The sequence below is a fragment of the uncultured Turicibacter sp. genome (assembly GCF_938044715.1).
Taxonomy (GTDB): domain Bacteria; phylum Bacillota_I; class Bacilli_A; order MOL361; family Turicibacteraceae; genus Turicibacter; species Turicibacter sanguinis.
Window position 1 is genome coordinate 1 of record NZ_CALIOS010000129.1, and the last position, 26290, is coordinate 26290.

A 26290-nucleotide genomic window follows, 5' to 3' on the forward strand; every position below is an offset into this window, starting at 1 on the left:
AAAGATGAGTTGTATCTGAATGATATTTATGAAAATGAAAAGTTTCCATCTGGTTTAAAAACGTTGGTTCAAAAGGCGAAAGAGGAGTATGGGATTTCTGTATTTGGGATTTGGCATGCGCTTCAAGGTTATTGGGGTGGGATTAATCCAGAGGGGCGCCTAGGTAAAAAATATACGCTAATTGAAAATAAGGATGTAAAAGAATCGGAGTTTGCGACATATTTCACGAATCATACGTATTATATTTGCAAGGATGATTGTGAAACCTTTTATGATGAATTCTATGCTTATTTAAAAATGTGTGGGATTGACTATGTAAAGGTCGATTCTCAAGGGAATTTATTGCATCTTTGTGAGCAGGAACAGAATCCAACGGCTGTGATGAGCATTTATCAACGAGCGTTAAAAATAGCGGGAAATGAATATTTAAATGGAGATGTATTATACTGTATGTCAAATAGTACAGAGGTGATTTATAATACGTCTGAGTTTATTGGGTGGCGAAATTCTGATGATTTCTTCCCTAAAGAACCGATTGGTATTCAACTTGAACATTATTATATGAATACTTTAAATAATATTTTCACCTCGACATTTGTTTGCCCAGATTGGGATATGTTCCAAACGAATCACCCTCAAGGAGAGTTTCATGCGATGGTGCGTGCCATTTCAGGAGGTCCTATTTATATTTGTGATCATCCTAAAAATATGGACACAAATTTATTATCAAGATTAATGATTCGTGGTAATGAGTTGCTTCGTTTTAATCAACCAGCTCGACCGACAAGTGATTGCTATCTAAGCGATGCAAAGACTTCAACTATTTTACTTAAAACCCACAACTATGGAGAGTTCGGTTCCACGATATTTGCAGTGCATTTAAATAAGGACGCTAGAATCATTAAAGAAGTGGTGACGGGGGATATTTGTTTCACACCAGATTTAGGTGAAGTTGCGCTAGGGAAGTTAGAAATCGTACTAAACTACGGGGAGTATGCGTATGTGTCGCGAGCTGTTAGACGTGAGATGGTGACACCACTCGGATTAGTCCATAAATTCAATAGTTATTTAGCGATTGAGTCAGTGGTGGAAAGTGAAAATGAGATGATACTTAAGGTTAAGGGGGAAGGAGCATTTGCCTTTTATGCGGAGGAATCTTGCTTAATCACATTGCTGACTGTGAATGGAGAAACACGAGTTTTTGAGATAGACAATCATCTGTTACAGGTTGAACTAAGTGAGGCAACATCAGTTATTAAACTGAATTGGAAATAAAAAGGTGGATATCATGAAGGAATATGAGTTTTGACCTTAATGTTATGATGAGAAGATGATACAGGAAGAATCAGTTGAAGTAATAGCTGATTCACTTTGTCCTTGTTGCAATCAGTTAACGATACCGACTACTGGAGACGCACTAGCCTATATTTATCTCAATTGTTTATGGGAGATTGATTTGTTTATTTAAGCAGACGTTGAGCCAAGTGACTTAAATCGTAGACTAACATTAGCTCAGGGGAGAAAAAACTATAAAAAAATACGGATTTGAAAAGAAAAGACATCTAGGCCTTTAGACCTGGATGTCTTTTAAATTAAAATGAGATTTAGTTTGAGTCGATTAATTTTTGGATATAGTCGCTGTCTGCAAATGTTAGTTTAAGGAAGGGACCAGATTGATGTGAGGTGAAAATCCCCCCGTCATCTGTTAAAAGGGTGTTACCACTGACTAATGTTTCTTTGGTTTTTGTGTGATAAAGATGAAGTTCATAGTCTCTGTTTCCCCCGATAGAGACAGCATCTTCTAATTTTTTGGTATTTGTAAAGATCGTAAGGATATCATCAATGATGCTTTCGGCTTTTTCAGTATCGTTTGTGATGAGTGATTCCAACTTGAAGTGGAAGTCTTTCATTTTTAATTGGGATTTTTTCAGAACGTAATCAAAGAAATTCGATTCCAATGACGATGATAAAAACAGTAATATAGAAAATGATTTTGTGTTTCATTCTCTTTCCTCTTAATAGGTATATGGGAAACAAAGTGAACTAATAAAGTATCCTATTAGTTGATTTATTCAAACAAAAGTTAATTTTGGCTCGATTGTTTTATGAGGAAAGAATACATATAATGAGAGTATCACAGACAAATTAAAGGAATAGCGAGGTGATGACATGAAGGAAATTAATGTTGGAAAAATGATTATTTTAAAGCGAAAAGAGAAGAAGATTACGCAAGATGAATTAGCGAAATATATTGGGGTTTCAAAGGCGGCTATTTCAAAATGGGAGACAGGCCAAAGTTATCCGGATATTACATTGTTACCGATTTTAGCGGCGTATTTTAATATGAGTATTGACGAGTTAATCGGATATGAGCCACAGATGGTGAAGGAAGATATTCAAAAATTGTATGTCAGGCTATGTGAAGATTTTGCGAAGAAACCATTCGAAGAGGTGATTTTGGAGTGTGAGGAGTTGATCAAGAAATATTATTCTTGTTTTCCACTGTTGCATCAAATGGGATTACTTTTAATTAATCACAGTATGTTAGCCCTCGATGTTTTAGAAACGACAAGATTAAATGAATTAGCTTGTTCTTTATTTGAGCGTGTTAAAGAAAAGGGAGATGACGTTGAACTTTCAAAGCAGGCACTGCATTTAGAGGCGTATTGTTATTTATTATTGAATCAACCGTCAGTTGCGTTAGAGTTACTTGAAGATACGAAGAAACCGAAAGTTTCAAGTGAAGTATTAATTGCACAAGCCCATCAGATGCTTGGGCAGATTGAAGAAGCAAAGTCTTCGATTCAAGTCGGTGTCTTTTCGCATCTGATGGAAATTTTTCAAACGTTACCGATGTTGCTAGGATTGAGTTTACCTGATCAAAAGCGATTTGAGGATATTATTCAAAAGATTGAAACGTTAGATGAATTATTTGAAATCAAAAAAGTGAATCCTTATCTCATTCTTCCGATTCAGTTAATGATTGCCCAGGGATATATGCAACTTGGGGAAGCGGGACTGGCGCTTGATTATTTAGACGCATATTCGAAATTAGCGACAGATAGTATTCAAAGAATTAAAATTCAAGGAAATGATTTCTTTAATTTAGTGGAGGACTGGTTTAAGGCATATGAAATTGGTCAACCGCCACGAAATGAAGCGATTATCAAGCAAAGTGCGTTAGATGGTGTTTTGAAAAATCCTGTTTTTATGCCGTTACATGAAGAAGAGCGATTTATTAATTTAGTGGTACGATTAAAATTTTATCTTTAGGAGTGAGCGTATGAGTTTAGAGAGTATTCAAGAGTATTTACCATTTTTAATTCCGCTGGTGATTGCAGAGTTTGCGCTTGCGATGACAGCACTTATTCATGTGTTAAAGCATCCGAACTATCGATTTGGAAATAAAGTGATGTGGATTGTGATTGTGTTATTGATTCAAATTATTGGACCTGTTGTTTATTTTTTAATTGGTCGAGGTGAAGAGTAGTGGACATGATTCGTTTAGAAGGTGTCAGTAAACAGTTTGGAAGTCACGAGGTGATTAAATCGTTAAATTTGACGGTTCCAAGTCAGTGTGTCTTTGGTTTTTTAGGACAAAATGGGGTTGGAAAAACAACAACGATGAAGATGATTTTAGGGTTATTAAATCCTAGCGAGGGACGTATTTTTGTCTGTGATGAAGAAGTCGTGTATGGTGAAACGAAAACAAATCGCTTCATTGGCTATTTACCGGATGCCCCAGAGTATTATTCTTATATGACACCCAGAGAGTATTTGAAATTGTGCGGTGAAATGACAGGCATGTCAAAAGCGCAAATTAAAGCGAAGTCAGATGAGTTATTGACACTGGTTGGATTAGCTGATGTGAATCGTAAAATTGGAGGGTTTTCAAGGGGGATGAAGCAACGACTTGGTATTGCACAAGCTTTACTAAATGAACCGAAAATTTTAATTTGTGATGAACCAACGTCTGCGCTTGATCCGATTGGACGAAAAGAAATTTTGGATATTTTACATCAGGTAAAAGAGAAAACGACGGTTATTTTTTCAACGCATATTTTATCTGATGTGGAGCGTATTTGTGATCAAGTAGCTGTTTTACATGAAGGAGAGATTGTGTTAAGTGGAACACTCACAGACGTTAAAAATCAACATCGTCAAGATGCCATTCGATTAACATTTGAATCAGAAAAGGTTGCAAAACACTTGATGCAAGATTTTGAGAGGTTTAAGAAAGTTGAGTTAGAAGGAAATGAACTCACAATATATGTGGATAATTTAAAACAAGATTCCCAAGAAATATTAAAATGGATGACAGATCAAAATATATTATTACTAAAGTATGAAATCCTTGAACCAACGCTTGAAAGCTTGTTTATGGAGGTGGTTCGATGAGGGGATATTTAGCTTTTGTAAAGAAAGAACTGTTAGAGCAGGTTCGCACGTATAAGTTACTGATTTTACTCCTCGTTTTCTTTATTTTTGGGATGCTAAGTCCTTTGATGGCAAAGTTAATGCCTGAAATACTGAGCCAGATGCCGATGGATGGGATTACAATTACGATTCCAGACCCCACGGCGATTGATTCATATAGCCAGTTTTTTAAGAATCTGACGCAGATGGGATTAATCGTCCTTGTTCTCCTATTCAGTGGAACCTTAACGACTGAATTATCAAAAGGGACGTTGATTAATGTATTGACAAAAGGGGTAACACGATATGCGGTCATTTTGGCAAAGTATACGGTGGCACTTGTTTTATGGAGTTTTGCCCTTTTGATGGCACTCGGTGTGACATACGGGTATACGGCATATTTTTTCTCACAAGATGAGATCCATCATTTATTGGCGTCAGTGGGTTGCTTATGGTTGTTTGGAGTCTTAATTTTATCGTTGTTGATGTGGGCACAGACGTTAGTTGGCAATCAGTATGGAAGTCTTTTAATGGTGGGAATTTTTGTCGCAGGATTATTTGTTTTAAATCTTTTTCCAATATTTCAGGATTATAATCCGATTGCGTTAGTGTCTGAGAATGTGGCGATGTTGAGTCAAGATTATGATATCAGTCAACTGATGTCTACTAGTTTAATTTCAGTTATACTAAGCATTGCTTTTTTAGCATTAGCTTTAACGACGTTTAAGAATAAGAGAATTTAAGAAAAGTAAAGGCCGATTATTTTTGAAGAAATTAACTTCAAGATAATCGGCCTTTATATGGCTTTAATTAGGAAGTATTGGTATTGTTTGAAAATCTTTGACCAACCCTAAAGAAATATGTCAAAATAGACAAGAAGGTATTAAATGATAGATTTGATGGAAATAGGTTTTGGAGGTACTTTGACATGATAAGATTTGAAAGTGATTATGCGGAAGGGGCGCATCCACGTATTTTAGAAAAATTAATTCTAACAAATGAGGAACAAACACCAGGATATGGGGTCGATATTTATTGTGATCGTGCACGACAATTAATTAAAAATTTATGTCAAAAAGACGATTGTGATGTTCATTTTTTAGTAGGGGGAACACAAACAAATTTAATTGTTATTTCATCTATTTTAAGACCTTATCAAGGCGTTATCTCAGCTATTTCAGGACATATTAATACGCATGAAACAGGGGCAATTGAAGCGACGGGGCATAAGGTATTAGCGGTTGAAAGTGAAGATGGTAAAATTACCGCCGCTCAAGTAAAAGCTGTTTGTGATCAACATCATCAGGATGCTGGCCGTGTTCATAAAGTTCAACCTGGAATGGTTTATATTTCACAACCAACTGAATATGGAACACTTTATTCATTAGAAGAATTAACAAACTTAAGTCGAGTTTGTAAAGAATATCATCTTCCATTATTCGTCGATGGAGCTCGTTTAGGATATGGGATGGTCAGTCAAATAAATGATGTTTGGATGTCAGATTTAGCAAATTTATGTGATGTCTTTTATATTGGTGGAACCAAGATTGGGGCATTATTTGGTGAAGCTGTCGTTATTTCAAATGATGCCTATAAGCAAGGGTTTAGATATAATATTAAGCAAAGAGGTGGACTTTTAGCTAAAGGAAGATTGTTAGGCCTTCAGTTTGAAACGTTATTTGAAGATAATTTATACTTTGAAATGTCGTTACATGCTGTTAAGTTATCGATGCAGCTTCGTCAGGCATTTACTGAAAAAGGATTTGAATTGCTATATGATTCATATACAAATCAGCAATTCCCAATTTTACCAAATGATGTTTTAGAAAAACTATCAAAAAAATATTCATTTACTTATTGGAAGGCAATTGATGAATTGCATTCTGCAGTCCGACTTTGTACAAGCTGGGCGACCAAAGAAGAGTATGTTGAACAATTGGTTGCAGATATTAAAGCGTTGTAAGGTGAAGATAAGCTTATAACAACGTGATATGGCCATAAGGTAGTCAAATCTATAAGATACGCGTTTAAAAAAGCGTTGTCTTATAGATTTTTTTGTAAAATGATTTAAATAAATTGGATAACAATTTACAGTCGATAAAGTCATGATGAATGGTTAGCTAGATACAATCTATTGTGAACAAATGCTTGGTAGTCAACTCACGTAAAAATTGATATAATGATGATATTAAAAGAGAATTTTTTTAAAGGTTGTGATGTTATTGTCAACAATTAAGGAGGTTGCTAAACGAGCAGGGGTATCTGTTGGAACTGTTTCAAAATTTATTAATAATATTGAAGTTAAACCAAAGACTAGAATGGCGATAGAGGCAGCGATTAAGGAATTAAATTATGAGCCTAACATTTATGCTCGTGGATTAAAGATGAATCGTACTAATACAATCGCCTTAATTTTACCAACTGTTTGGCATCCATTTTTCAGTGAATTAGCTTATAATATTGAAAAAAATTTAAGAGCTTTAAATTATAAAATGATTTTATGTAACTCAGAAGGAGATTACAAAATTGAATTAAATTATATTACAATGGCTAAACAGAATCAAGTTGATGGAATCATTGCCATTACGTATAGTGATATTGAGGCTTTTATTTCAAGCAATCTTCCAATGGTCAGCGTCGATCGCTTTTTTAATGAGGAAATTACATATGTCAGCAGTGATAACTTAATGGGGGGGTATTTAGCTGCTCAAAAGTTAATTGAATCCGGATGTCAATCGATTTGTTTTATTGGGGAGGGGTCGAAAAAAGATAATTCAACTCGTAATCGTAAAAAAGGATTTATAAATTATTGTGAAGAACATCGAATCGACTATCAGGTTTGTGAGATGATTGGGGATCATGACAAATTTGATGAAACATTAAAACAGTTTTTAATGGATAATTTAATCCAACAGAAAAAGATTGATGGGATTTTTACAGTAACTGATGCCTATGCTTATTTCATCATTGAAAAATTAAAAGAGTATCATCTTTCAGTGCCTGAAGATGTTCAAATCATCGGATTTGATGGGGCTAAGAGTTCGAAAAAATCAGTGATTGAAATTTCTACGATTCGTCAACCAATTGAGTTAATTGCAAAGCATACCGTTGAATCAATTGATGCTTTAATTAATAAACAAACGATAGAAAAAGAAATTATTTTACCAGTAGAGTTCCATCAAGGCAGTACAACAAAACACTAAAGGGATTATTTTAAGGAATAATCCTTTTTTAATACATAAAATTGATTATTTTTGAAAACGATAAAAAAATGTTGACGTTTTCAAAAAAGTGTTCTATTATAGTACTGTAGAAAATGAAACGTTTCATTTTTGAGGGGTTATCGTTTAATTATTTTTTTAACGCAAAAATGAAACGTTTCATAAATAAGGAGGAGTAAGAATGAGTAACAAAAAGTATCATACTATTGCTCAAAATATCTTATTGCACTTAGGTGGAGAAGAAAATATTATTAGTGCCGCAAGTTGTGCAACACGTTTAAGAGTTGTCGTTAAAGACGATCAAAAAATTAAAGTGGATGAAATTGAAAATATAGATTTGGTTAAGGGGAGTTTTAATAACGGTGGACAATTCCAAATTATTTTAGGAACAGGAATTGTAGATGAAGTTTACCGTGAATTTATGGGGATTGTTAACTTAGAAGAAGTGAGTAAAGCTGAATTAAAAGAAGCGGCAGGGAAAAAAATGAATGTTTTCCAACGCGTTTTAAAATCATTAGCTGATGTCTTTGTTCCAATTTTACCAGCATTAGTTGCAGCCGGATTATTAATGGGATTAAATAATGTGTTAACCGCACAAGGTTTATTTATTGAAGGGAAGTCTATCATCGAAGCTTACCCACAAATTGCTGATTTAGCTGATATGATTAATGTTTTCTCTAATGCAGCCTTTACCTTCTTACCTGTATTAATCGGGTTCTCAGCGACTAAGATTTTTGGTGGAACACCAGTTTTAGGGGCAGTTATTGGAGCCATCATGATCCACCCGGATTTATTAAATGGGTATAGTTATGGACAAGCTCTATTAGATGGAACGGTTCCAGCATGGAGTATTTTTGGATATCAAATTGCAAAAGTAGGTTACCAAGGAACAGTTTTACCCGTTATCGTTTCATCATTCGTATTAGCTAAAATTGAAAGAAAAACACGTAAAGTCGTTCCTCCAATGTTTGATAATATTATTACACCATTAGTGGCAGTCCTTGTAACGGCGGCTTTAACATTCGTTGTGATTGGACCTGCTATGCGTGTTGTAGGAGATGGGTTAACAGAAGCTGTTATGTGGTTATTCTTTAGCTTAGGCCCAGTTGGAGGAGCTATTTATGGGGTTGTTTATCCGTTATTAGTTATCACAGGAATGCATCACTCATTAGTCACAGCCGAGACGCAAATTCTTGCAAACATTGGAACACTTGGTGGGTCACCAACATTTGCTGTTGTTGCAGCATCTAACGTTGCACAAGGGGCAGCAGCTTTAGCTGTTATGATGATCATGAAGAAAAATGCAAAAATGAAGAGTTTAGCTTCAGCTGCTGGGGTTTCGGCTTTACTTGGAATTACAGAGCCAGCAGTATTCGGAGTTAACTTAAAATTAAAATATCCATTTGTTGCAGCCTTAATTGGTTCAGCTGTTGCATCAGCTTATTCAACATTTATGCAAGTTTTATCAGTTTCACCAGGACCTGCAGGATTACCAGGGGTTATTGTGATTCGTCCAGAATCAATGATTCAATATATGATTACATTAGCAATCGGATTTGCTATTACATTTGTCGTAACTTTTGTTTTAGCTAAAATCTGGGGAAATAAAGAGTAAAACTAAATACAACCTAAACTGCTTTAATTTCAATTGAGATTAAAGCAGTTTCTGTTAGGAAGAGAAAAATAAAACGATTACTTTAAAAGGAGAGTTGAAATTATGGAATGGCCACGTGAATTAAGATATAGAAGAATTGAAGAAGTAGCAGAATGTGAAATAACTGACTTAAAAAATAGAGTCGATGCTTGTTCTCATCGTCAAACGTTTCATATTCAACCTACAACAGGATTATTAAATGACCCAAATGGATTTAGTTTTTATAATGGTGAGTATCATTTATTTTATCAATGGTTCCCACTTGGACCTGTTCACGGAGTCAAGTATTGGTATCATACAGCCTCTAAAGATTTAGTGAACTGGGAGAATCGTGGGATTGCCCTGTCTCCAGATTGTGCACTTGATAGTCACGGGGTATTTTCAGGAACAGCGATTGAACATAATGGATTATTATATTTAATGTATACAGGAAATACGCGTGATGAAAATTGGATTCGTCATCCTTATCAATGCTTGGCTGTCATGAATGAAGCAGGAGAAATTAAAAAGTATCCAGAAGCAGTCATTAAAAATGTGCCAAAAGGAATCACTGATAATTTCCGTGATCCAAAAGTATTTAAAATCGAAGATAAATTCTATTGCATTGTTGGGGCAGAAAAAATGACTGACGAAGGAAATAAAGGAACAGTCGTTTATTACGAATCATCTAATTTAGAAGAGTGGACGTATAAAGGTGAAATCAACACAACATTTGAAAATAATAGTGGATTTATGTGGGAATGTCCAGACTATTTCACATTAGAAGGTCAGGGAATTATGCTGATGTCTCCACAAGGAATGGCACCAGAGGGAGATAAATATCAAAATGTCTTCCAATCAGGTTATTTAGTAGGAGAGCCTATTAATTTTGAAACCGGAATTTTTAATCATGGAGAGTTTACTGAACTTGATCGTGGATTTGAATTTTATGCACCTCAAACGATGGAAGATCCAAAAGGAAGACGTATCCTAGTAGGATGGCTTGGTCTACCAGAGCTAGATTGTGTCACAGATGAATCAGGTTGGGCACATTGTTTAACCTTACCACGTGAATTAACGGTAAAGAATAACAAGTTAATTCAAAAACCGATTGAGGAGTTAAAGAAATTACGTCATCATCGCGTAGAAGTGAAAACAACTTTAAATGCTGAATCTAAGAAATTTATGGGATTTGAAGGCATAACTTACGAATTACAATGTCGTTTTACGGACTTAACCCAAGGAAGAGTTGGAGTTAAATTACGCAAAAGTGAACAAGAAGAAACAGTGTTCTATTACGATATAGAAAATAAAAAATTAGTCTTAAATCGTGAAAAATCAGGTAAGATGTGTGGAGAGGAATACGGATCAATTCGTCAATGTCATTTTGAGGCTAATGAGTTAAGATTACAAATTTTTGTCGATCAGTCATCAGTTGAAATTTTCGTGAATGATGGAGAGGAAGTCTTCACAACACGTATCTTTACGAAAGAGGAGAGTCAAGGCATTGAATTCTTTGCTGATAGCTCTGTTGATTTAGAAGCCACTTTATGGGAAATCAAAAAATAAATAACGAAAAAACCATTCAATTACTGAATGGTTTTTTTGTTTTGTTGTGACAGGATAAACTTTTATGTTAAACTTATTTATTAAATAAGAGCTAGCTATTTTAATTCGGTAATGTGATAGAATGTTCATAAATAGCAAGGAGATGATAGTAAATGAGAGCCATTATTTTTGATGTGGATGATACGTTATATGATCAAGTAATTCCGTTTCAAAAAGCATATGATGAATTATTTAAAGGCTGTTATGAGATATCAGTTGAAGAGCTATATAAGAGAAGCCGCCATTTTAGTGATGAGGTTTTTGAAGCGACACAACGTGGTGAGATGTCGATGGAGAAGATGTATATATACCGAGTTCAAAAGGCATTTGAAAGTCTTGAGATTTTGGTAAGTGATGAGGAGGCACTAAAGTTCCAAGATTTGTACGCAACAAATCAAAAGAAGCTTGAGTTATCTAAAACAATGATTCGAATTATGAATCTGTGTCAAGAAAATCAAATTCGTCTAGGTATTATAACGAATGGCCCTTCTAATCATCAGTGGAATAAGGTTGAGGCACTAAGAGTGATGGAGTATATCCCGCGGGAGTTTGTTTTTGTATCGGGTGATATCGGGGTGGCGAAGCCGCATCTTGATTTATTTAATTATGTCAAGGAGAAGATGGATTTGATACCACAAGAGACGCTTTTAGTTGGGGATACGTTCGAGAGTGATATTGTGGGAGCGAATATGGCTGGTTGGCAGACGGTTTGGTTGAATCGTCGTCAAAGGGAGATGCCTGAGGGTGAGGTTGTGCCGAATTTTTGTGTACGTCATGAAGAAGAGTTATATGATGTGATTGTGAAATGGATTGAAGAGAACAAGGAGTGAGGTTGCGTGGATCATATGAATAAATTTACAGGTAAATCAAGTGCTTATACTTTGTCAAGACCGGGTTATGCAAAAGGATTATTTGAGTATTTGGTGTGTGATTTGGAAGTTAATAAACAGACGGTGATAGCCGATATTGGATCAGGGACAGGTAAGTTATCACAGGATCTTTTGAAGGTTGCAGGAATAGTCTATTGTGTTGAACCAAATGATGAGATGCGACAGGTGGCAGAGTCTTTACTTAGTAATCAAGAGGGATTCATTTCAGTGAAAGGAACTGCTGAACAAACTACTCTTATGGATAAAAGTGTTGATTTTATTTTGGTTGGGCAAGCCTTTCATTGGTTTGATGCGAATTCTTTTAAGTTAGAGTGCCAACGAATTTTAAAAGAGACGGGAAAAGTGATTTTAATTTGGAATTCGTGGATTAGAGACAGTGAGGTCATTATGAAATATCATGAGCTTTTCCAGATGTTTTGCCCTAGTTTTAAAGGATTCAGTGGTGGTTTAGAATCACGAAAGATTTGTGAGTTTTTTGAAAATCAGTATGAAATTAAAAGGGTAGCCAATCATTTGGTATTTAATAAAGAAAGTTTTATTAATCGTGCACGATCAGCCTCTTATTCTTTAATAGAAGGTGATGAAAAATTTGAAGATTATATGGAAGCCTTAGAGAAATTTTTTGAGAAATATGCAGTTGATGGAATTTTAACGATGCCAAATGAAACGGTTTGGTATGTAGGGGAAGTTTAATAAAGAAGGAGTTAATGAATGATGAAGCATGAATGGCGAAAACACGAGAAAGAATTATATATGCCGAAGGCTAAGCCAACATTGGTCACCATTCCTAAGCAACCATTTATCACGATTAAAGGAAAGGGAAATCCAAATCAAGCGGATTTTAGTGATCGAATTAGAGTGCTTTATTCGATTGCGTACGCTATTAAAATGATGCCGAAAAAAGGATATACACCAGTTGGCTACATGGAATATACGGTATATCCATTAGAAGGAGTTTGGGATTTAACGGAGGAAGGTAGACAATCACAGGTACTTAATAAAGATGAATTGTTGTATACGATTATGATTCGCCAACCGGAGTTTGTGACAACGGAAGTTTTTGAAAAAGCATTGAATGAAGTGAAAAAGAAGAAGCCTCATCCACTGCTAGATGAGGTGGTATTTGAAGAGATAGAAGATGGATTATCGGTACAAATGCTACATGTTGGTCCATATGATGATGAACTGATCACCTTTGAAAAGATGAAGACATTTATTAATGAACAAAATCTAACTATTGTATCGTTAAAGCATCGAGAAATTTATTTATCCGATTTTAGAAAAGTAACACCAGATAAATTGAAAACAGTTTTAAGATATCGAGTTGAATAAAAGAGTGGAATTATTCCCATAACAAACTTATTTAAGGTGGTGATAATGGTGAATAATTCTTCTGCTGAGCGTGTTCAAAAACAGATGGTTTTGATAATGGCCGGCTGTTTTTTATGGATAACGTATTTTATTTTTCAAGATTTCTTCAAAGGAATTTATCATTATTTTGCTGTGATACCAAGTTGGTGGTTACTTGTGATTGGCCCCCTATTTGGAGTGGCTGTTTTATGGTCTATTCATCGAGATGAGTTAGCGATTAAGGAGGCTGAGGCACATTGGGTAGATAGTCAGCGGCGTTTTGCTGAAATCGAGCTTCAATTTAGATTAATTAAGTCTAATTTTTTTAAGATGTCTGCTGTCCAATTTGTGTATTATTGCGCGGATTTGTTAAGAGCACTTGGATATCAACGGGTAGAGTTAGTGAGTGAGGAGAATGTTTTGCAAGTAATCGATCCTTCAGGGCGGAGTATGTTAGTTTATTGTTTACATGGAAGTGAAGGAATTGAATATGATGAAACGGCGATTCAAACATTAAAGGAGAAGATGGCACGTTCTCACCTAGAGGCGGGACTTTTTATGACTTGTGCGAATTTGACAGAGGTGGCCACTGAGATTGCGACACAACATAACATTAAATGCTATAATGGGACAGCGATTAGCAAGCTTGTCTGGCTAGTCATTGAAGAATCAAAAGAAAAGGCACAGTCGATATGATTGTGCCTTTTAGCCTTTAAATTGATGTTGATCTCGATATTTTTTTGGCGTCAGTCCGACGAATTGTTTAAAGACTTTTGTAAAATGACTTTGGTCATTGAAGTGCAACAGGACACTGATATCGAGTAAGGAGTGTTTAGAAACCATGAGTAGTCGCTTTGCTTCTTCTACTTTTTCCCGTAAAATAAATTCACCGATTGTCTCATTCATTTCCTTTTTAAATAAACGAGCTAAGTAACTTTTATTGAAGTGTAGTTCAGTCGCTACTTTTTCAAGTGAAACATTGTCATATAAATTTTTATGAATGAAAAAGATGGCATCAAGTACTGGTCGTGAGAAGGTTAAAGTATTAATTTGTTGAACACGCATCGTAAAATCGAGTAAGCTGGTTAGTTGAAGTTTTGCAAGTTCTTGCATATCAGAGGTGTTTTCAATTTTATCTAAATAAAAGACAGTCAGTTTATGAGCGACATCTGGGATTAAACCTGCTCTAATGGAAGCACGAGCCCCTAAAATAATGAGAGTCATATAAAGAACTTTAGAAGAATGAAGGGGATCTTCTAGTAATTGGTTTAATAAAGGTTGTTGTCTACTTAGTTTTTCAACCGCGTTAATAAGTTGTTCAGGATCTCCATATTCAATGGCATTGATAATATGAGTTTCATAAGCTAGGGGAAAGAACGTTATGTTATCTTCCGCGATTTGTCGTAGTGTTGTAAAATCAGATTTTAATTTTTCTTCAATCGAATCAACGAGTGGTTGTTTGAAAAAATTATCTTTTAAGACTTCATTGAAATCAATGTGTTTTCGATAAAGTAAATAGTATAGCAGGCAACCTTGATGAATGACTTGTGTAAAAGAAGTCAGATGATAATTGAGAGGACCTATTAAGAAAGTCCCAATCAGAAGTTCTTCTTCATAATACGTTAAGCAAAGAAAGTGTCCATCGTTTTTCAGTGTTTTAAGTTTAGGAAGAGGTGCTCCTTCTTCAAAGTAAGGATCAGCAAATGAATCTGTTAAATGTAGCAGTAATGAACCTTCTGATTTCAGGATAATGTTTAATGAAGAATCGATAAAATAAATGGGAGCGTTTAAGCTTCCGGATAAAAGATTGATAAGGTTTTGAATATGTTTGTTGTTCATGATGATTACCTCTTAAGGTCAATATTTTTACAAAAAAATCAATATAATACAAAAATATAATATTGATTCATGATAATATGATTCAGGCTCAAAATCAAGGAATTTAAGTCAGTTTTTAGATGTATAGGAGGAGAGACATCATGATACGAGATAATATATTAGAAACTGAAAAGATTTCAAAGCTTTTTATTAAGTTTTCGATTCCAGCGATTCTTTCGTTAACAATTGCGGGGATTCAAACAATGGTCGATGGAGTTTTCCTTGGAAACTTTGTTGGAACAAATGCAATGGCAAGTGTGAATATTGCCGCTCCATTTATGCAACTTATGATTGGAATGAATTTAATTATTGGAGTTGGAGGAGCAAGTTATATTGGACGAAGTCTTGGCGAGGGGGAAGTGAAACGTGCCCAAGATATTTTTAAGTCCGCGTGCTTATTTATGCTAGGATTATCATTGGTCATTGCAGTTTTTGGGTTTACATGTAGTGAACAAATCGCGACGTTTTTAGGAGCGAATGATGTGCTATTAGCAGATTCGGCAATGTATATTAAGATACTAGCTTTATTTGCACCATCTATTGGACTATCATTTATTTTAGGAATTTTTGTCCGTTGTATTGGAATGCCAAATGTGTATTTAGTTAGCTCGATTGTCAGTCTGATTGCCAATATTATCTTTAACTATGTTTTAATCAAAGTTTTAAATTTAGGAATCATTGGTGCTCCGATTGCAACGGGACTATCATTTACGGCATCCTTCTTGATTGTAGCTATTCCATTCTTCAAGAAATCATCAATTTTAAATTTTACAAAAGGAAAATTTAATGCGAAATTAACGGGGGCCCTTTTATATAATGGTTCGTCGGAGGGGGTCTCATCGTTGGCAACAGCTATTTCGACATTTGTTTTTAATACAGCTTTTATGCGTATTGCAGGGGAAGCGGGGGTATCTGCTTTTACAGCCATCGGGTACCTATCTTTATTCGCTTCTTTGATTGTGTGCGGTATTTCTGCTGGAATTGGACCGGTTATTTCTTATAATTATGGGGCAGGATTACAAGAGCGTGTCCGTCAACTGTTAAAATTATGTTGTCAGGTTGCCTTAGTAATGGGAAGTTTATTATTTATTTTAATTTTCTTTTTTGGAAAATATATGGTGTTATTATTTGTAAAGGATAATCAGATTGTATTAGAGTTAGCGACTCATGGAGCTAAAATTTATGCCTTTACATTCTTCTTAAATGGAATTAATATTTTATTCTCAGGATATTTTACCTCAATTGGAGATGCCCTATCTTCAATTATTGTGGCAATCTGTCGTGGAATGATTTTTATTTTAACGGGAATTATGATTTTCCCAAGGTTCTTTGGAATTAGTGGAATTTGGATGACGGTTCCATGTGCTGAATTATTAACTATTTTAGTGGTTATTTTCTTAATGAAAAAATCAAAAGCAAAACATGAAGCAGTGGCCAAGCAAGAATTAATATTAGAATAAAAAAAGAGCCTTCGAGGCTCTTTTTTTATTTTGTTTCACGATATTGTTTAGGACTTTTACCATAAATTTTTCGAAAGACTTTTGAGAAAGCAAAGGGATCAGGATAACCAACAGATTTAGCAATCTCATTAATGGGTTGATTGCTGTTCATTAATTGATGACTTGCCTTTTCCATTCTAAAGTTCATTAAAAATTCTTGAGGTGAAATATTGAGTTTTTGTTTGAAGATAGAGGTTAAATAACTACGGTTTACACCAATGTAGCTGGCAATATCATTAATTTTAATGGGTTTCATGTAATAGTTATTAATAAATTCAATGGATTGCTCTAGGTATCCTTCAGCCGCTACTTTACTTCGGTGTTTTAAATCAATATTAGCGTTATTAGAAGCGAGTTTAGATAAGAAAAGATAGAGAAGGGATTGAATTTCAAGTTCATTAGAGGGGGTATCTGCATTTAATTCAAACATTTTCTTCACACAGTTATATAAACTAGCAGAATCTTGACATTCAAAGATGAGATTTTGTTTATTAAGATTAGCATAATTTAAGTAATGTGCTGCTTTTACCCCGTTAAAACCAATCCAGATGTAAGTCCAAGGATTTTGTTCATCAGCTTGATAATAATGTTGTGTTTCAGGTGTAATTAAGAAACCTTGATTTTTTTTTAAATGATAGGTTGTGTCATTTACTTTATAAATTCCCTCTCCATCTAAAATATAGTGAATCAAATATTGAGAACGTACCTTATCGTAAGAATATCTAGGGGGACAAGCCTCAATCCCACAGAAACATAAAAATAAATCAAATGATTGTTTATTCAATGGTTCAAAATAAGTGACAGTCTCATTTTGAAAATATTTATACTCTCCCATATTATACTCTCCCTCCAATAAGTTCAACGAATCCCCTACATCCCCAGACTAACTCTGACTTGTAATTTTTATTTTACTATAAAAAAAGCGCTTATAAAAGTTTGTTTCTCACATTTTAACATAAAGGGCTTATATTTTGCCGTGTTTTAACCTTCTAAAATGTAATATCATAATCATGTAAACCTTTACAATAAATTTCAAGCAATAAAGAACATAGAAGAGTTTACTAAATATTTCAAGAATAAGTTCAAGTACTAATAAGGAAAAATCCTTTTAAAAATTAATCCGTGGGGGGAAAATGGCATGAAAAAACATTTAAAAAGATTATTTGGGGCGACAATGGCAACTGCTCTTTTAGGAACAACATTGGTAGGATGTGGAAATAGTAGAAATGAGATAGCATCAGGTTCTGATACAACGAAAGGAAATTCAAAAGGAACGACGATTACTTATTCCATTTGGGATAAAGGTCAAGAGCCAGGGATGCAGGCCATTGCGGACGCATTTGAAGAAAAAAATCCAGGAATTACAGTTAATGTAGAGGTAACTCCTTGGGATCAATATTGGACAAAACTTGAAGCTGTGGCTACTGGGGGAACGTTACCAGATGTATTCTGGATGCACTCAAGCCAACATATCCGTTATGCAAATAGTGGAATGTTAATGGATTTAAATGAAGTGATTGAAAATAGTGAAGTACTCGATATGAACAATTTTGCTCAAGGTGTTGTTGATTTATACAATGTGGATGGATCGCAAATTGCCATTCCAAAAGATGTTTCAACAATCGGTCTGTGGTACAACAAAACATTGTTTGATGAAGCTGGTGTTGAATATCCAAATGAAAATTGGACATGGGATGATTTATTGAGTGCTGCTCACGCCTTAACTGATTCTGAAAAAGGAATTTATGGATTAAATGCTCCTTTAAACACAGAAGAAAATTTATTTAACTATGTTTATCAAAATGGTGGAGATATCCTTATCAACGATAAAACAGAATCAGGGTATTCATTACCAGAAACACAAGAAGCTTTAGAGTGGTATGCAAATTTAAGTTTAGTAGAAAAAGTGTCACCTTCTCAAACACAATTTGCTGAAAATGGAAATTCAACCTTATTTACATCAGGAAAAGTTGCAATGGGAATGTTCGGTTCTTGGATGTATAACGAATTTATTACAAATGAATATACAGCAAAAAATTGTGCAGTAGCAGCATTACCACAAGGAAAAGCAGGAAATGCAACCATTTATAATGGATTAGGAAATTCAGTAGCAGCTAATACGAAAAATAAAGAAGCAGCAATTAAATTCATTGAATTCTTAGGATCAGAAGAAGCAAACATCATTCAAGGTGAGTACGCATCAGCTATTCCGGCTTACGGTGCAGCGCAACAAGCTTGGGTTGAAGCAACAACTAAAAATAATTTTGATACACAATGCTTAGTTGATATGTTAGAGTACGGACACATTAAACCTTACACTAAAAACACAGCAAAATGGGAAACAGTAGAAATGGAAATCTTACGTAAAGTATGGGCTGGTGAGTTATCAGTAACAGATGCTTGTCATCAATTAGTGACGCAAATTAATGCTATTTTAGCAGCAGAATAAAAATAAACAAAGGGTAACTGTTCAATTGAACGGTTACCCCTAAAAAAAGCGGAGGGGAAAATATGGCGATTGCATTAAATAAAAGAAAAGTAAAAAGTACCGCTAAACTAAAAAATGCGAAGCATAATGAGTGGATGTGGGGATATATTTTAGTAGCACCAACAGTCATTGGATTATTAATTTTAAATATTATCCCACTAATTCAGACATTTATTTTAAGTTTTCAAAAAACAGGTGATTTTGGATCTTCTCAATAGGCTGGTTTTGAAAATTATAAACGTTTATTTTCAGATCCAGCCGTTTGGCAAGCCACAGGGAACACATTAAAATACGTCCTCATGGTGATTCCATTTATTATCATCTTTTCATTATTAGTTGCTGTCTTATTAAATCAAAAAATTAAAGGGAAAAGCATTTATCGCGTTATTTATTTTTTGCCAATGGTTGCGGCACCAGCTGCTGTTGCGATGGTTTGGAAATGGTTATTTAACTCAGAATTCGGTTTAATTAATTATTTATTAAGCCTCATTGGAATACAGGGACCTCAATGGGTAAGTGATCCTAATTTCGCTTTAATTGCCATTGCCATCGTTGGAATTTGGAGTGCTGTTGGTTACAATATGATTTTATTATTAGCAGGTCTTCAAGAAATTCCAAAAGATTATTACGAAGCCGCTAGTATTGATGGAGCAGGATCAATTCGCCAATTCTTCAGTGTCACATTACCATTAGTTTCACCAAGCTTATACTTTGTAATGGTCACAAGTATCATCTCAGCGTTCCAAGTATTCGATGTTATCTTCATGATGATTGATAAAACAAGTATGGCAATTGAAAGTACACAATCACTTGTTTACTTATTCTATCAACATTCATTCACCGTTAATGATAAAGGTTATGGATCAGCGATTATCATGTTATTATTAGCCATTATTATGGTCATTACATTTATTCAATCAAAAATTGAGAAAAAATGGGTACATTACTAAGAGAGTAGAGGTGAGAAAAATGAAAAAAATTAAAAAAGGGAATCTATTAATTCACATCATCTTAATCTTAGGTGCTGTCGTCATGATTTTACCTTTCGTATGGATGGTCTTAACATCTTTAAAAACATTAGGAGAATCAACTCAGATCCCTCCAAAAATTTTCCCAGACAAAATGCAATTTAGTAACTATACAGAAGTACTTCGTTTATTACCATTTGGAAAGTTCTATCTTAATACGATTTTAATGATAATCTTCCGCGTTATCGGATCAGTATTATTTAGTGCCATGGCTGCTTATGCTTTTGCAAGATTAAATTTTCCAGGAAAGAAATTTTTCTTTAGCTTAGTTTTAATTCAAATGATGGTACCAGGACAATTATTTATCATCCCACAGTTTAACTTAGTTCAAAACTTAGGGTTATTAAACACCGTCACTGCCTTAGTGATTCCAGGGGTAGTAAGTGCTTTTGGAACATTCTTATTGCGTCAGTTTTTTATGGGAATTCCAGCCGAACTTGAAGAAGCAGCAAAACTTGATGGATGTAGTATTGGACGTACTTTCTTTACCATCATGCTCCCGCTTGCTAACTCTGGACTCGTTGCACTTGGAATTTTCACAGCATTATTTGCTTTCAAAGACTTAATGTGGCCGTTAATTGTTAACATGTCAATTGATAAAATGACGCTATCTGCTGGATTAGCCTCATTACAAGGACAGTTCTCAACAAACTTCCCGCAATTAATGGCGGGGTCATTACTTGCCATTTGGCCAATGTTATTAATCTTTATCGTTTTCCAACGTAAATTTATTGAAGGAATTGCAACAACTGGAGGAAAATAATTAAATTTCATTCTTTATATCTGCCTATTTTAAAATATAGAGGACTGATTGCTGCTTACCCATATCAGTCCTTTTTTCTGTTATAATTTAATAAAAGGGTAGAAACATGAAGATCGAAAAACAAATGTATGAAATAGTAATAAAATTTATTGAGAAAAGATATCTAACTGGCTTAAGAGAGACAGTTGTCATAAAACTCGGTACTGTATCATATAACAATGGTATATTAGAATTTCGTATTACCTAGTGATTGAGGAACTCTCTCTACGAGAGGTTGGGGCCCAAAAAGTTATTCATCAATACAATGTTAAAAGGGACGCTAAATTGTTAGCGTCCCTTTAGATTATTTATATTCTGGTAACCATCCTTCGTGGGCTTTGATTAAATCATCGACTAAGGCGTAGATGTCATCAATTGAAAGCTCAGATGAAGTATGAGGATCAAGCATGGCTGCATGGTAAATATGTTCTTTTTTTAGTGTTAAAGCTGCTTTAACGGTTAACTGATGGACGTTAATATTGGTACGATTTAAAGCGGCAAGTTGTGGAGGCAAATCTCCTACAAAGCAAGGTGTGACACCACTTGCATCAACTAAACATGGGACTTCAACCACGCAGTCATTAGGAAGGTTAGTAATTAAGCCAGTATTTAAAACGTTAGCGCCAATTTTATAAGGCTTGTTTGTAATCATGGCTTCCATGATATAGGAAGCATATTCGTGGGTACGGGTATGAGATAAGCTATGATCATGAACAATCTCTTCGCGGAGTTTATTCCAGTTTTTGATTTGTTCTATACAACGACGAGGATATTCATCTAGTGGAATATTAAAACGCTCAATCAACTCAGGGTATTTCTCTTTAATGAAGTAAGGCATATATTCTGAGTTATGCTCACTTGATTCCGTTACATAGTAGCCAAATCGTTTCATGATTTCAAAACGAACCATATCATAGTGTTTTCCTTCAAAAGCAATTGCTTTCTCTTTGATTTTTGGATATAAATCTTGACCATTCGATTCAACTTCTAATAACCATGCCATGTGGTTAATCCCTGCAATTTTATACGAAACATTGTCGTATTCCATCCCTAAATGACGTAAAAGATCTGGTGCACACACTTGAACGCTATGGCAAAGTCCGATTGTTTTAATTTTAGTCGCCTTTAAAACGGCCAACGTTAAAATACTCATTGGATTCGTGTAGTTTAGTAGCCAGGCATCTGGACAAACTTCTTCCATGATTTTGCAGTAGTCAAGTAGAACGGGAATCGTACGCAGTCCTCTAAAGATACCGCCAATTCCTAACGTATCGGCAATCGTTTGACGAAGACCATACTTTTTAGGAATCTCGAAATCTGTAACCGTACAAGGCTCATATCCTCCGACTTGGATGGCATTCACAACAAATGTTGCATCAGTCAAAGCTTCGCGAGCATCCGTATAAGAAACAATTGTTGCACGGCTTTCATTGCAGTTTTTATTAATATTTTCAAGCATTTGATATGATTCGTCTAATCGTTTTAAGTCAATATCGTATAAAGCAATATGAGCATCTTGAAGACTTGGGGTTAACATACAATCCCCTAGTACATTTTTAGCAAAGACTGTACTTCCGGCTCCAATAAAGGTAATTTTAATCATTTATAAATCCCCCTAATAGTAAGTTGTTTTTACCTCTCCATTATAATTATTGTGAAATCGTTTTAATAGGTCTAGATGTCGGATGCATATGGAAAAATGATGGTTGTTATAAAAAATAACTAAAATTTTACTAAAACGAAGTTGTTTATTCAGGTTAACTATAATATAATAACTTTGGAAACGTTATCTTTAAAAACGATTAGAAGACGTCTTAGGTTATGAGGAAAAAAGCAATAGAAGTGTATAAAGAGGAGAGATAGGATGGGATTTTTAATTGATGAAAAACGCCAACTGTTTGGATTAGAAACAAATAAAACAACATATGCTTTTGCAGTTGATAATATGGGATTATTACGTCACTTATATTGGGGACCAAAAGTAAATAATCTTGAAGATTTTGACGTACCGGCTTTAGCGGAAATGTCGAGTAACGATCCAATCTTGGATTTAACGGATGAAGAATATCCAGTCTTTGGTGGGATGCGTTATAAGGAACATTGTTTAAAAGTAAACTTTGCTGATGGAACGCGTGACATTGAGTATCGCTATGTTGGGTATACGCAGACTGAAGAGACGTTAGTGATTCACTTAAAAGATGCACATTACGAGTTTGAGTTTGATTTACATTATAAAGTATATGAAGTTCAAGATTTAATCGAACGTACAGTATCGGTTCGTAATACTGGGAACGATATCATTGAAATTGAAAAAGTTCATAGTGGACAAATCCATCTTCCATATCAAGATTTAACGTTAACAAGCTCTCATGGACGTTGGTTAGCGGAGTTCCAAGAATTTAAACAACCACTTGGTCAAGGGAAAATCGTGTTAGAAAACCGACGTGGGATTTCAACGCATCATCACAATCCATTCTTTGTTTTAGATCATCAGGCATCAGAAACAAATGGAGAAGTATACTTTGGGGTTTTAAAATTAAGTGGAAACTTCCAAACGATTATTGAACCACGTCCTTATGGCGGAACGCTTGTTCAAATGGGAATCAGTTCACACGACTGTGTGATTTCACTGCAACCAGGTGAGGAATTCATGGCTCCTTCCATGTTAGTGGGTTACACGAATTCAGGATTTGAGGCGATGACACATGCCATGAATGACTTTGCTAAACAACATGTCCTGCGTGATGGAGTTCGTCCTGTCCTTTACAACTCATGGGAAGCAACTGAGTTTGATGTTCACTGTGATGAACAAATTGCATTAGCTAAAAAAGCGAAAGAGATGGGAGTCGAGTTATTTGTTATCGATGATGGATGGTTTGGGCAACGTCATTCTGATGCAGATGGACTTGGAGATTGGTATGTAAATACCGATAAGTTCCCTGAAGGATTAACCCCCTTAATCTCGGCTGTTAAAGAGATGGGAATGATGTTTGGAATTTGGATTGAACCAGAAATGGTGAATCCACCAACACAGTTATTAAAAGATCATCCGGACTGGATTTATCATTTTGAAAATCGTATGAATGATACGTCACGTAACCAAATGGTATTAAATGTAACGTTACCCGAAGTGCAAGAATTTATATTTAATATGATTGATGATTTATTAGCAAATTACGAGATTGATTATATTAAATGGGATGCAAATCGCCCAATCTCTCAAACAGGAATTTCACGTGATATGTGGTACCGTCATATTGAAGCGGTGTATGACATTGCACGCCGTGTGAAAGAGAAGTATCCAAACTTATTACTTGAAGCTTGTGCAAGTGGTGGAGGACGAGTAGACTATGGAATGTTAGATTCATTTGATGATTTCTGGACAAGTGATAACACAGATGCCTATGACCGTCTAACAATTCAACGTACTTACTCATATGTGTACCCAATTAAAGCGATGCGTGCCTGGGTAACAGATGCTAACAATCGTTCGACGATTCCATTAACATTCAAGTTCCATAGCGCTATGATGGGGACACTTGGAATGGGATGCAATATTTTAAAATTTACAGAAGAAGAGATGGAATTATCTCGTCAGTTGATTGAAGAATATAAAGAAATTCGTCATATTATCCAAGATGGGGATTTCTATCGATTAAATCCAATCACGTCAAATAACTATCAGGTATATGAATATGCAAATGAAGATGAAGCTGTCTTATTTGTCTTCTTACCTCAAACACAAATTTCACGTCTTGGCGCTTGTATTAAAATACGAGGACTTGATGCAGATGCACGCTATGAATTTAACTTAAGTGATGATCTCATCATCAAATCGGGATCGTATTTAATGAATCACGGAATTCAAGTGAAGTTATCAGGTGATTATGCAAGTACCATTATTAAATTTAAAAAAATAGCTTAACCAAAAGACTGTATCAGCTTATTTGATACAGTCTTTTTGGCTAATGAGGGGGGGATTGTTTTTTGTAATTTAAGTAAAATAAACTAATTTTTAGTTTTATAAAACGGAAAACGATAACTTCAATGTTTTTATATAGGTGTAAACGGTTTTTCAAAGATGGTTTAATGGAAATAAAAAAGGAATAATATGATCTATTTTCAATATATTTTCGTTTAAAAGTCGCTATTAAAGGTAAAAAAATAAATAAATTTTACTCAAATATGTTGTAAAACGATTTCACACGTGGTAGTATATAACCATGATAGATGATGTAAGCAATTACAGAAAACGATTGCTTTCAAACCAAAAAGGAGGGGGAGTTAGTGATGAAACTAACTGCTAAAGCGAAATATTCGTATGGTATAGGGGCATTAGGAAAAGATTTAGTTTATGGTATTGTGGGGACCTATTTAATGTTTTATTTTACAGATGTTGTGGGGTTAGCTCCAGCGTTTGTCGGAACATTATTCTTAGTTGCACGTATTTGGGATACAGTAAATGATCCAATGATGGGAATGATTGTAGATAATACCAAAACTCGATTCGGTAAATTTAGACCTTGGATTTTAATCGGAACACTTATTAATGCTGTTGTGTTAATTTTCTTATTCAAAAAACCTGATTTAGAGGGATTACCTTTATATGCTTACTTCTCAGTGATGTATATTTTATGGGGGATGACGTATACCATTATGGATATTCCTTATTGGTCAATGATTCCTTCTTTAACAAAGGATAAACAAGAACGTGAACGTGTGGCTGTTATTCCTCGTATCTTTGCTAGTATCGGTGGTTTAACAATTGGAACATTTGGTTTAACATTTGTTGCCCTTCTTGGGGGTGGAAACGATGTTAAAGGATTTGAATTATTAGCGGTTGTCATTGCAGCCATCTTTATTTTAAGTTCTGTGATTACCTGTCTTAATGTTAAAGAGCCTTCAACATTAACGGCTGAAGGAACAGATAAAAAAGCAGACCGCGTAACATTCAAACAAATGACTCAAATTATCCGTAAAAATGATCAGTTAATGGTCTTCATGGGTGTTGTATTATGTATGAATTTAATGATGCAACTTTTAGGTGGAATGGCGATTTACTACTTTAAGTATGCAACAGGTAATGATGGAATGTTCAAAATTTACAATGGAACAGCAGGACTTGCTGAAATTGGTGGTTTATTATTATTCCCGATTTTAGCTCGTAAAATTGGACGTCAAAAATTATTTAAAGTGGGATGTTTCATTCCAGTTATCGGATTGGTCGGGTTATTATTCTCAGGATTATTAGCACCAAATCAACCGATCTTCACCATGATTTCAGCCATTTTAGTACGTGGTGGAGGAGGATTCGTCTTAGCTTCAACAACCGTTATGCTTGCAGATGTTGTTGACTATGGGGAGTTTAAATTAGGAACACGTAATGAAAGTATTATCTTCTCTGTTCAAACGTTATTAGTAAAATCAGCGTCAGCCTTTAGTGGATGGGCGATTGGTGTAGGGTTACAATTAATGGG

23 protein-coding genes are annotated in these 26290 nt (G+C 34.9%); 20 read left to right on the forward strand and 3 right to left on the reverse strand.

From position 1 onward, the window contains the following. From QWC74_RS12390 to QWC74_RS12450, 13 genes are all read left to right on the forward strand, one after another. Nucleotides 1-1275, forward strand: a 1275-nt coding sequence (locus QWC74_RS12390) for a Sip1-related alpha-galactosidase (protein WP_288994151.1), incomplete at its 5' end; no start/stop codon positions are given. 894 nt (nucleotides 1276-2169) lie between these two features. Further along, nucleotides 2170-3273 carry a helix-turn-helix domain-containing protein gene (locus QWC74_RS12395; RefSeq protein ID WP_006784391.1) on the forward strand — a complete coding sequence of 368 codons (1104 nt, stop codon included), beginning with the start codon at nucleotides 2170-2172 and terminating at the stop codon, nucleotides 3271-3273. A gap of 10 nt (nucleotides 3274-3283) precedes the next feature. Continuing rightward, nucleotides 3284-3490, forward strand: a complete 207-nt coding sequence (locus tag QWC74_RS12400; RefSeq protein WP_006784390.1) for a PLDc N-terminal domain-containing protein — start codon at nucleotides 3284-3286, stop codon at nucleotides 3488-3490. Between the two features lie 5 nt (nucleotides 3491-3495). Then, complete coding sequence (locus tag QWC74_RS12405; RefSeq protein WP_155222895.1) at nucleotides 3496-4398, forward strand: ABC transporter ATP-binding protein; 903 nt, start codon at nucleotides 3496-3498, stop codon at nucleotides 4396-4398. Then, a complete protein-coding gene (locus QWC74_RS12410) occupies nucleotides 4395-5159 on the forward strand; it encodes an ABC transporter permease (RefSeq protein ID WP_006784388.1) in 765 nt (254 codons plus the stop codon). The genes QWC74_RS12405 and QWC74_RS12410 overlap by 4 nt, the downstream gene beginning before the upstream one ends. A 185-nt stretch (nucleotides 5160-5344) precedes the next feature. After that, a complete protein-coding gene (locus QWC74_RS12415; protein WP_006784387.1) occupies nucleotides 5345-6379 on the forward strand; it encodes a low specificity L-threonine aldolase in 1035 nt (344 codons plus the stop codon). A gap of 253 nt (nucleotides 6380-6632) precedes the next feature. After that, on the forward strand, nucleotides 6633-7619 hold the full coding sequence (locus QWC74_RS12420) for a LacI family DNA-binding transcriptional regulator (protein ID WP_288994152.1): 987 nt from the start codon (nucleotides 6633-6635) through the stop codon (nucleotides 7617-7619). Between the two features lie 199 nt (nucleotides 7620-7818). Then, complete coding sequence (locus QWC74_RS12425) at nucleotides 7819-9252, forward strand: sucrose-specific PTS transporter subunit IIBC (RefSeq protein WP_006784385.1); 1434 nt, start codon at nucleotides 7819-7821, stop codon at nucleotides 9250-9252. Between the two features lie 102 nt (nucleotides 9253-9354). After that, entirely contained in the window at nucleotides 9355-10839 is a 1485-nt protein-coding gene (locus tag QWC74_RS12430; RefSeq protein ID WP_006784384.1) for a sucrose-6-phosphate hydrolase, read from the forward strand. 152 nt (nucleotides 10840-10991) lie between these two features. Then, nucleotides 10992-11708: an HAD family hydrolase gene (locus QWC74_RS12435; RefSeq protein WP_006784383.1), complete on the forward strand. Its 717-nt coding sequence runs from the start codon at nucleotides 10992-10994 to the stop codon at nucleotides 11706-11708. A 15-nt stretch (nucleotides 11709-11723) separates the two neighbouring features. Continuing rightward, nucleotides 11724-12461 (forward strand): class I SAM-dependent methyltransferase, encoded by a 738-nt coding sequence (locus tag QWC74_RS12440; RefSeq protein ID WP_155222896.1) that lies wholly within the window; start codon nucleotides 11724-11726, stop codon nucleotides 12459-12461. Between the two features lie 18 nt (nucleotides 12462-12479). Then, entirely contained in the window at nucleotides 12480-13100 is a 621-nt protein-coding gene (locus QWC74_RS12445) for a GyrI-like domain-containing protein (RefSeq protein ID WP_006784381.1), read from the forward strand. Between the two features lie 45 nt (nucleotides 13101-13145). Continuing rightward, nucleotides 13146-13814: a restriction endonuclease gene (locus QWC74_RS12450; RefSeq protein ID WP_006784380.1), complete on the forward strand. Its 669-nt coding sequence runs from the start codon at nucleotides 13146-13148 to the stop codon at nucleotides 13812-13814. A gap of 9 nt (nucleotides 13815-13823) precedes the next feature. Here the strand turns inward: QWC74_RS12450 and QWC74_RS12455 are convergent, their stop codons facing one another. Next, nucleotides 13824-14957, reverse strand: coding sequence for a helix-turn-helix domain-containing protein (locus QWC74_RS12455; protein WP_006784379.1), 1134 nt, complete (start codon nucleotides 14955-14957; stop codon nucleotides 13824-13826). 140 nt (nucleotides 14958-15097) lie between these two features. On the opposite strand from QWC74_RS12455, the gene QWC74_RS12460 reads away from it, so the two are divergent. Continuing rightward, nucleotides 15098-16456 (forward strand): MATE family efflux transporter, encoded by a 1359-nt coding sequence (locus QWC74_RS12460; RefSeq protein WP_006784378.1) that lies wholly within the window; start codon nucleotides 15098-15100, stop codon nucleotides 16454-16456. Nucleotides 16457-16481: 25 nt separating this feature from the next. Here the strand turns inward: QWC74_RS12460 and QWC74_RS12465 are convergent, their stop codons facing one another. Beyond that, nucleotides 16482-17330, reverse strand: coding sequence for an AraC family transcriptional regulator (locus QWC74_RS12465; protein ID WP_006784377.1), 849 nt, complete (start codon nucleotides 17328-17330; stop codon nucleotides 16482-16484). A 303-nt stretch (nucleotides 17331-17633) separates the two neighbouring features. On the opposite strand from QWC74_RS12465, the gene QWC74_RS12470 reads away from it, so the two are divergent. The 4 genes from QWC74_RS12470 (at nucleotide 17634) to QWC74_RS12485 (ending at nucleotide 20774) form a co-directional block, all read left to right on the forward strand. After that, nucleotides 17634-18944, forward strand: coding sequence for a sugar ABC transporter substrate-binding protein (locus tag QWC74_RS12470; protein WP_006784376.1), 1311 nt, complete (start codon nucleotides 17634-17636; stop codon nucleotides 18942-18944). Nucleotides 18945-19006: 62 nt separating this feature from the next. Continuing rightward, a complete protein-coding gene (locus QWC74_RS12475) occupies nucleotides 19007-19201 on the forward strand; it encodes a hypothetical protein (RefSeq protein WP_006784375.1) in 195 nt (64 codons plus the stop codon). Between the two features lie 81 nt (nucleotides 19202-19282). Further along, on the forward strand, nucleotides 19283-19933 hold the full coding sequence (locus QWC74_RS12480; protein ID WP_006784374.1) for a carbohydrate ABC transporter permease: 651 nt from the start codon (nucleotides 19283-19285) through the stop codon (nucleotides 19931-19933). Between the two features lie 19 nt (nucleotides 19934-19952). After that, complete coding sequence (locus tag QWC74_RS12485; protein ID WP_006784373.1) at nucleotides 19953-20774, forward strand: carbohydrate ABC transporter permease; 822 nt, start codon at nucleotides 19953-19955, stop codon at nucleotides 20772-20774. Between the two features lie 343 nt (nucleotides 20775-21117). Here the strand turns inward: QWC74_RS12485 and QWC74_RS12490 are convergent, their stop codons facing one another. After that, the gene (locus QWC74_RS12490; protein ID WP_006784372.1) at nucleotides 21118-22416 is read right to left on the reverse strand and encodes an alpha-glucosidase/alpha-galactosidase; all 1299 of its coding nucleotides are present in this window, start codon (nucleotides 22414-22416) and stop codon (nucleotides 21118-21120) included. A gap of 261 nt (nucleotides 22417-22677) precedes the next feature. On the opposite strand from QWC74_RS12490, the gene QWC74_RS12495 reads away from it, so the two are divergent. Further along, nucleotides 22678-24738: an alpha-galactosidase gene (locus tag QWC74_RS12495; RefSeq protein ID WP_006784371.1), complete on the forward strand. Its 2061-nt coding sequence runs from the start codon at nucleotides 22678-22680 to the stop codon at nucleotides 24736-24738. 365 nt (nucleotides 24739-25103) lie between these two features. Next, nucleotides 25104-26290 (forward strand): melibiose:sodium transporter MelB (melB, locus tag QWC74_RS12500; RefSeq protein WP_288994156.1); only part of this gene is annotated, 1187 nt, incomplete at its 3' end.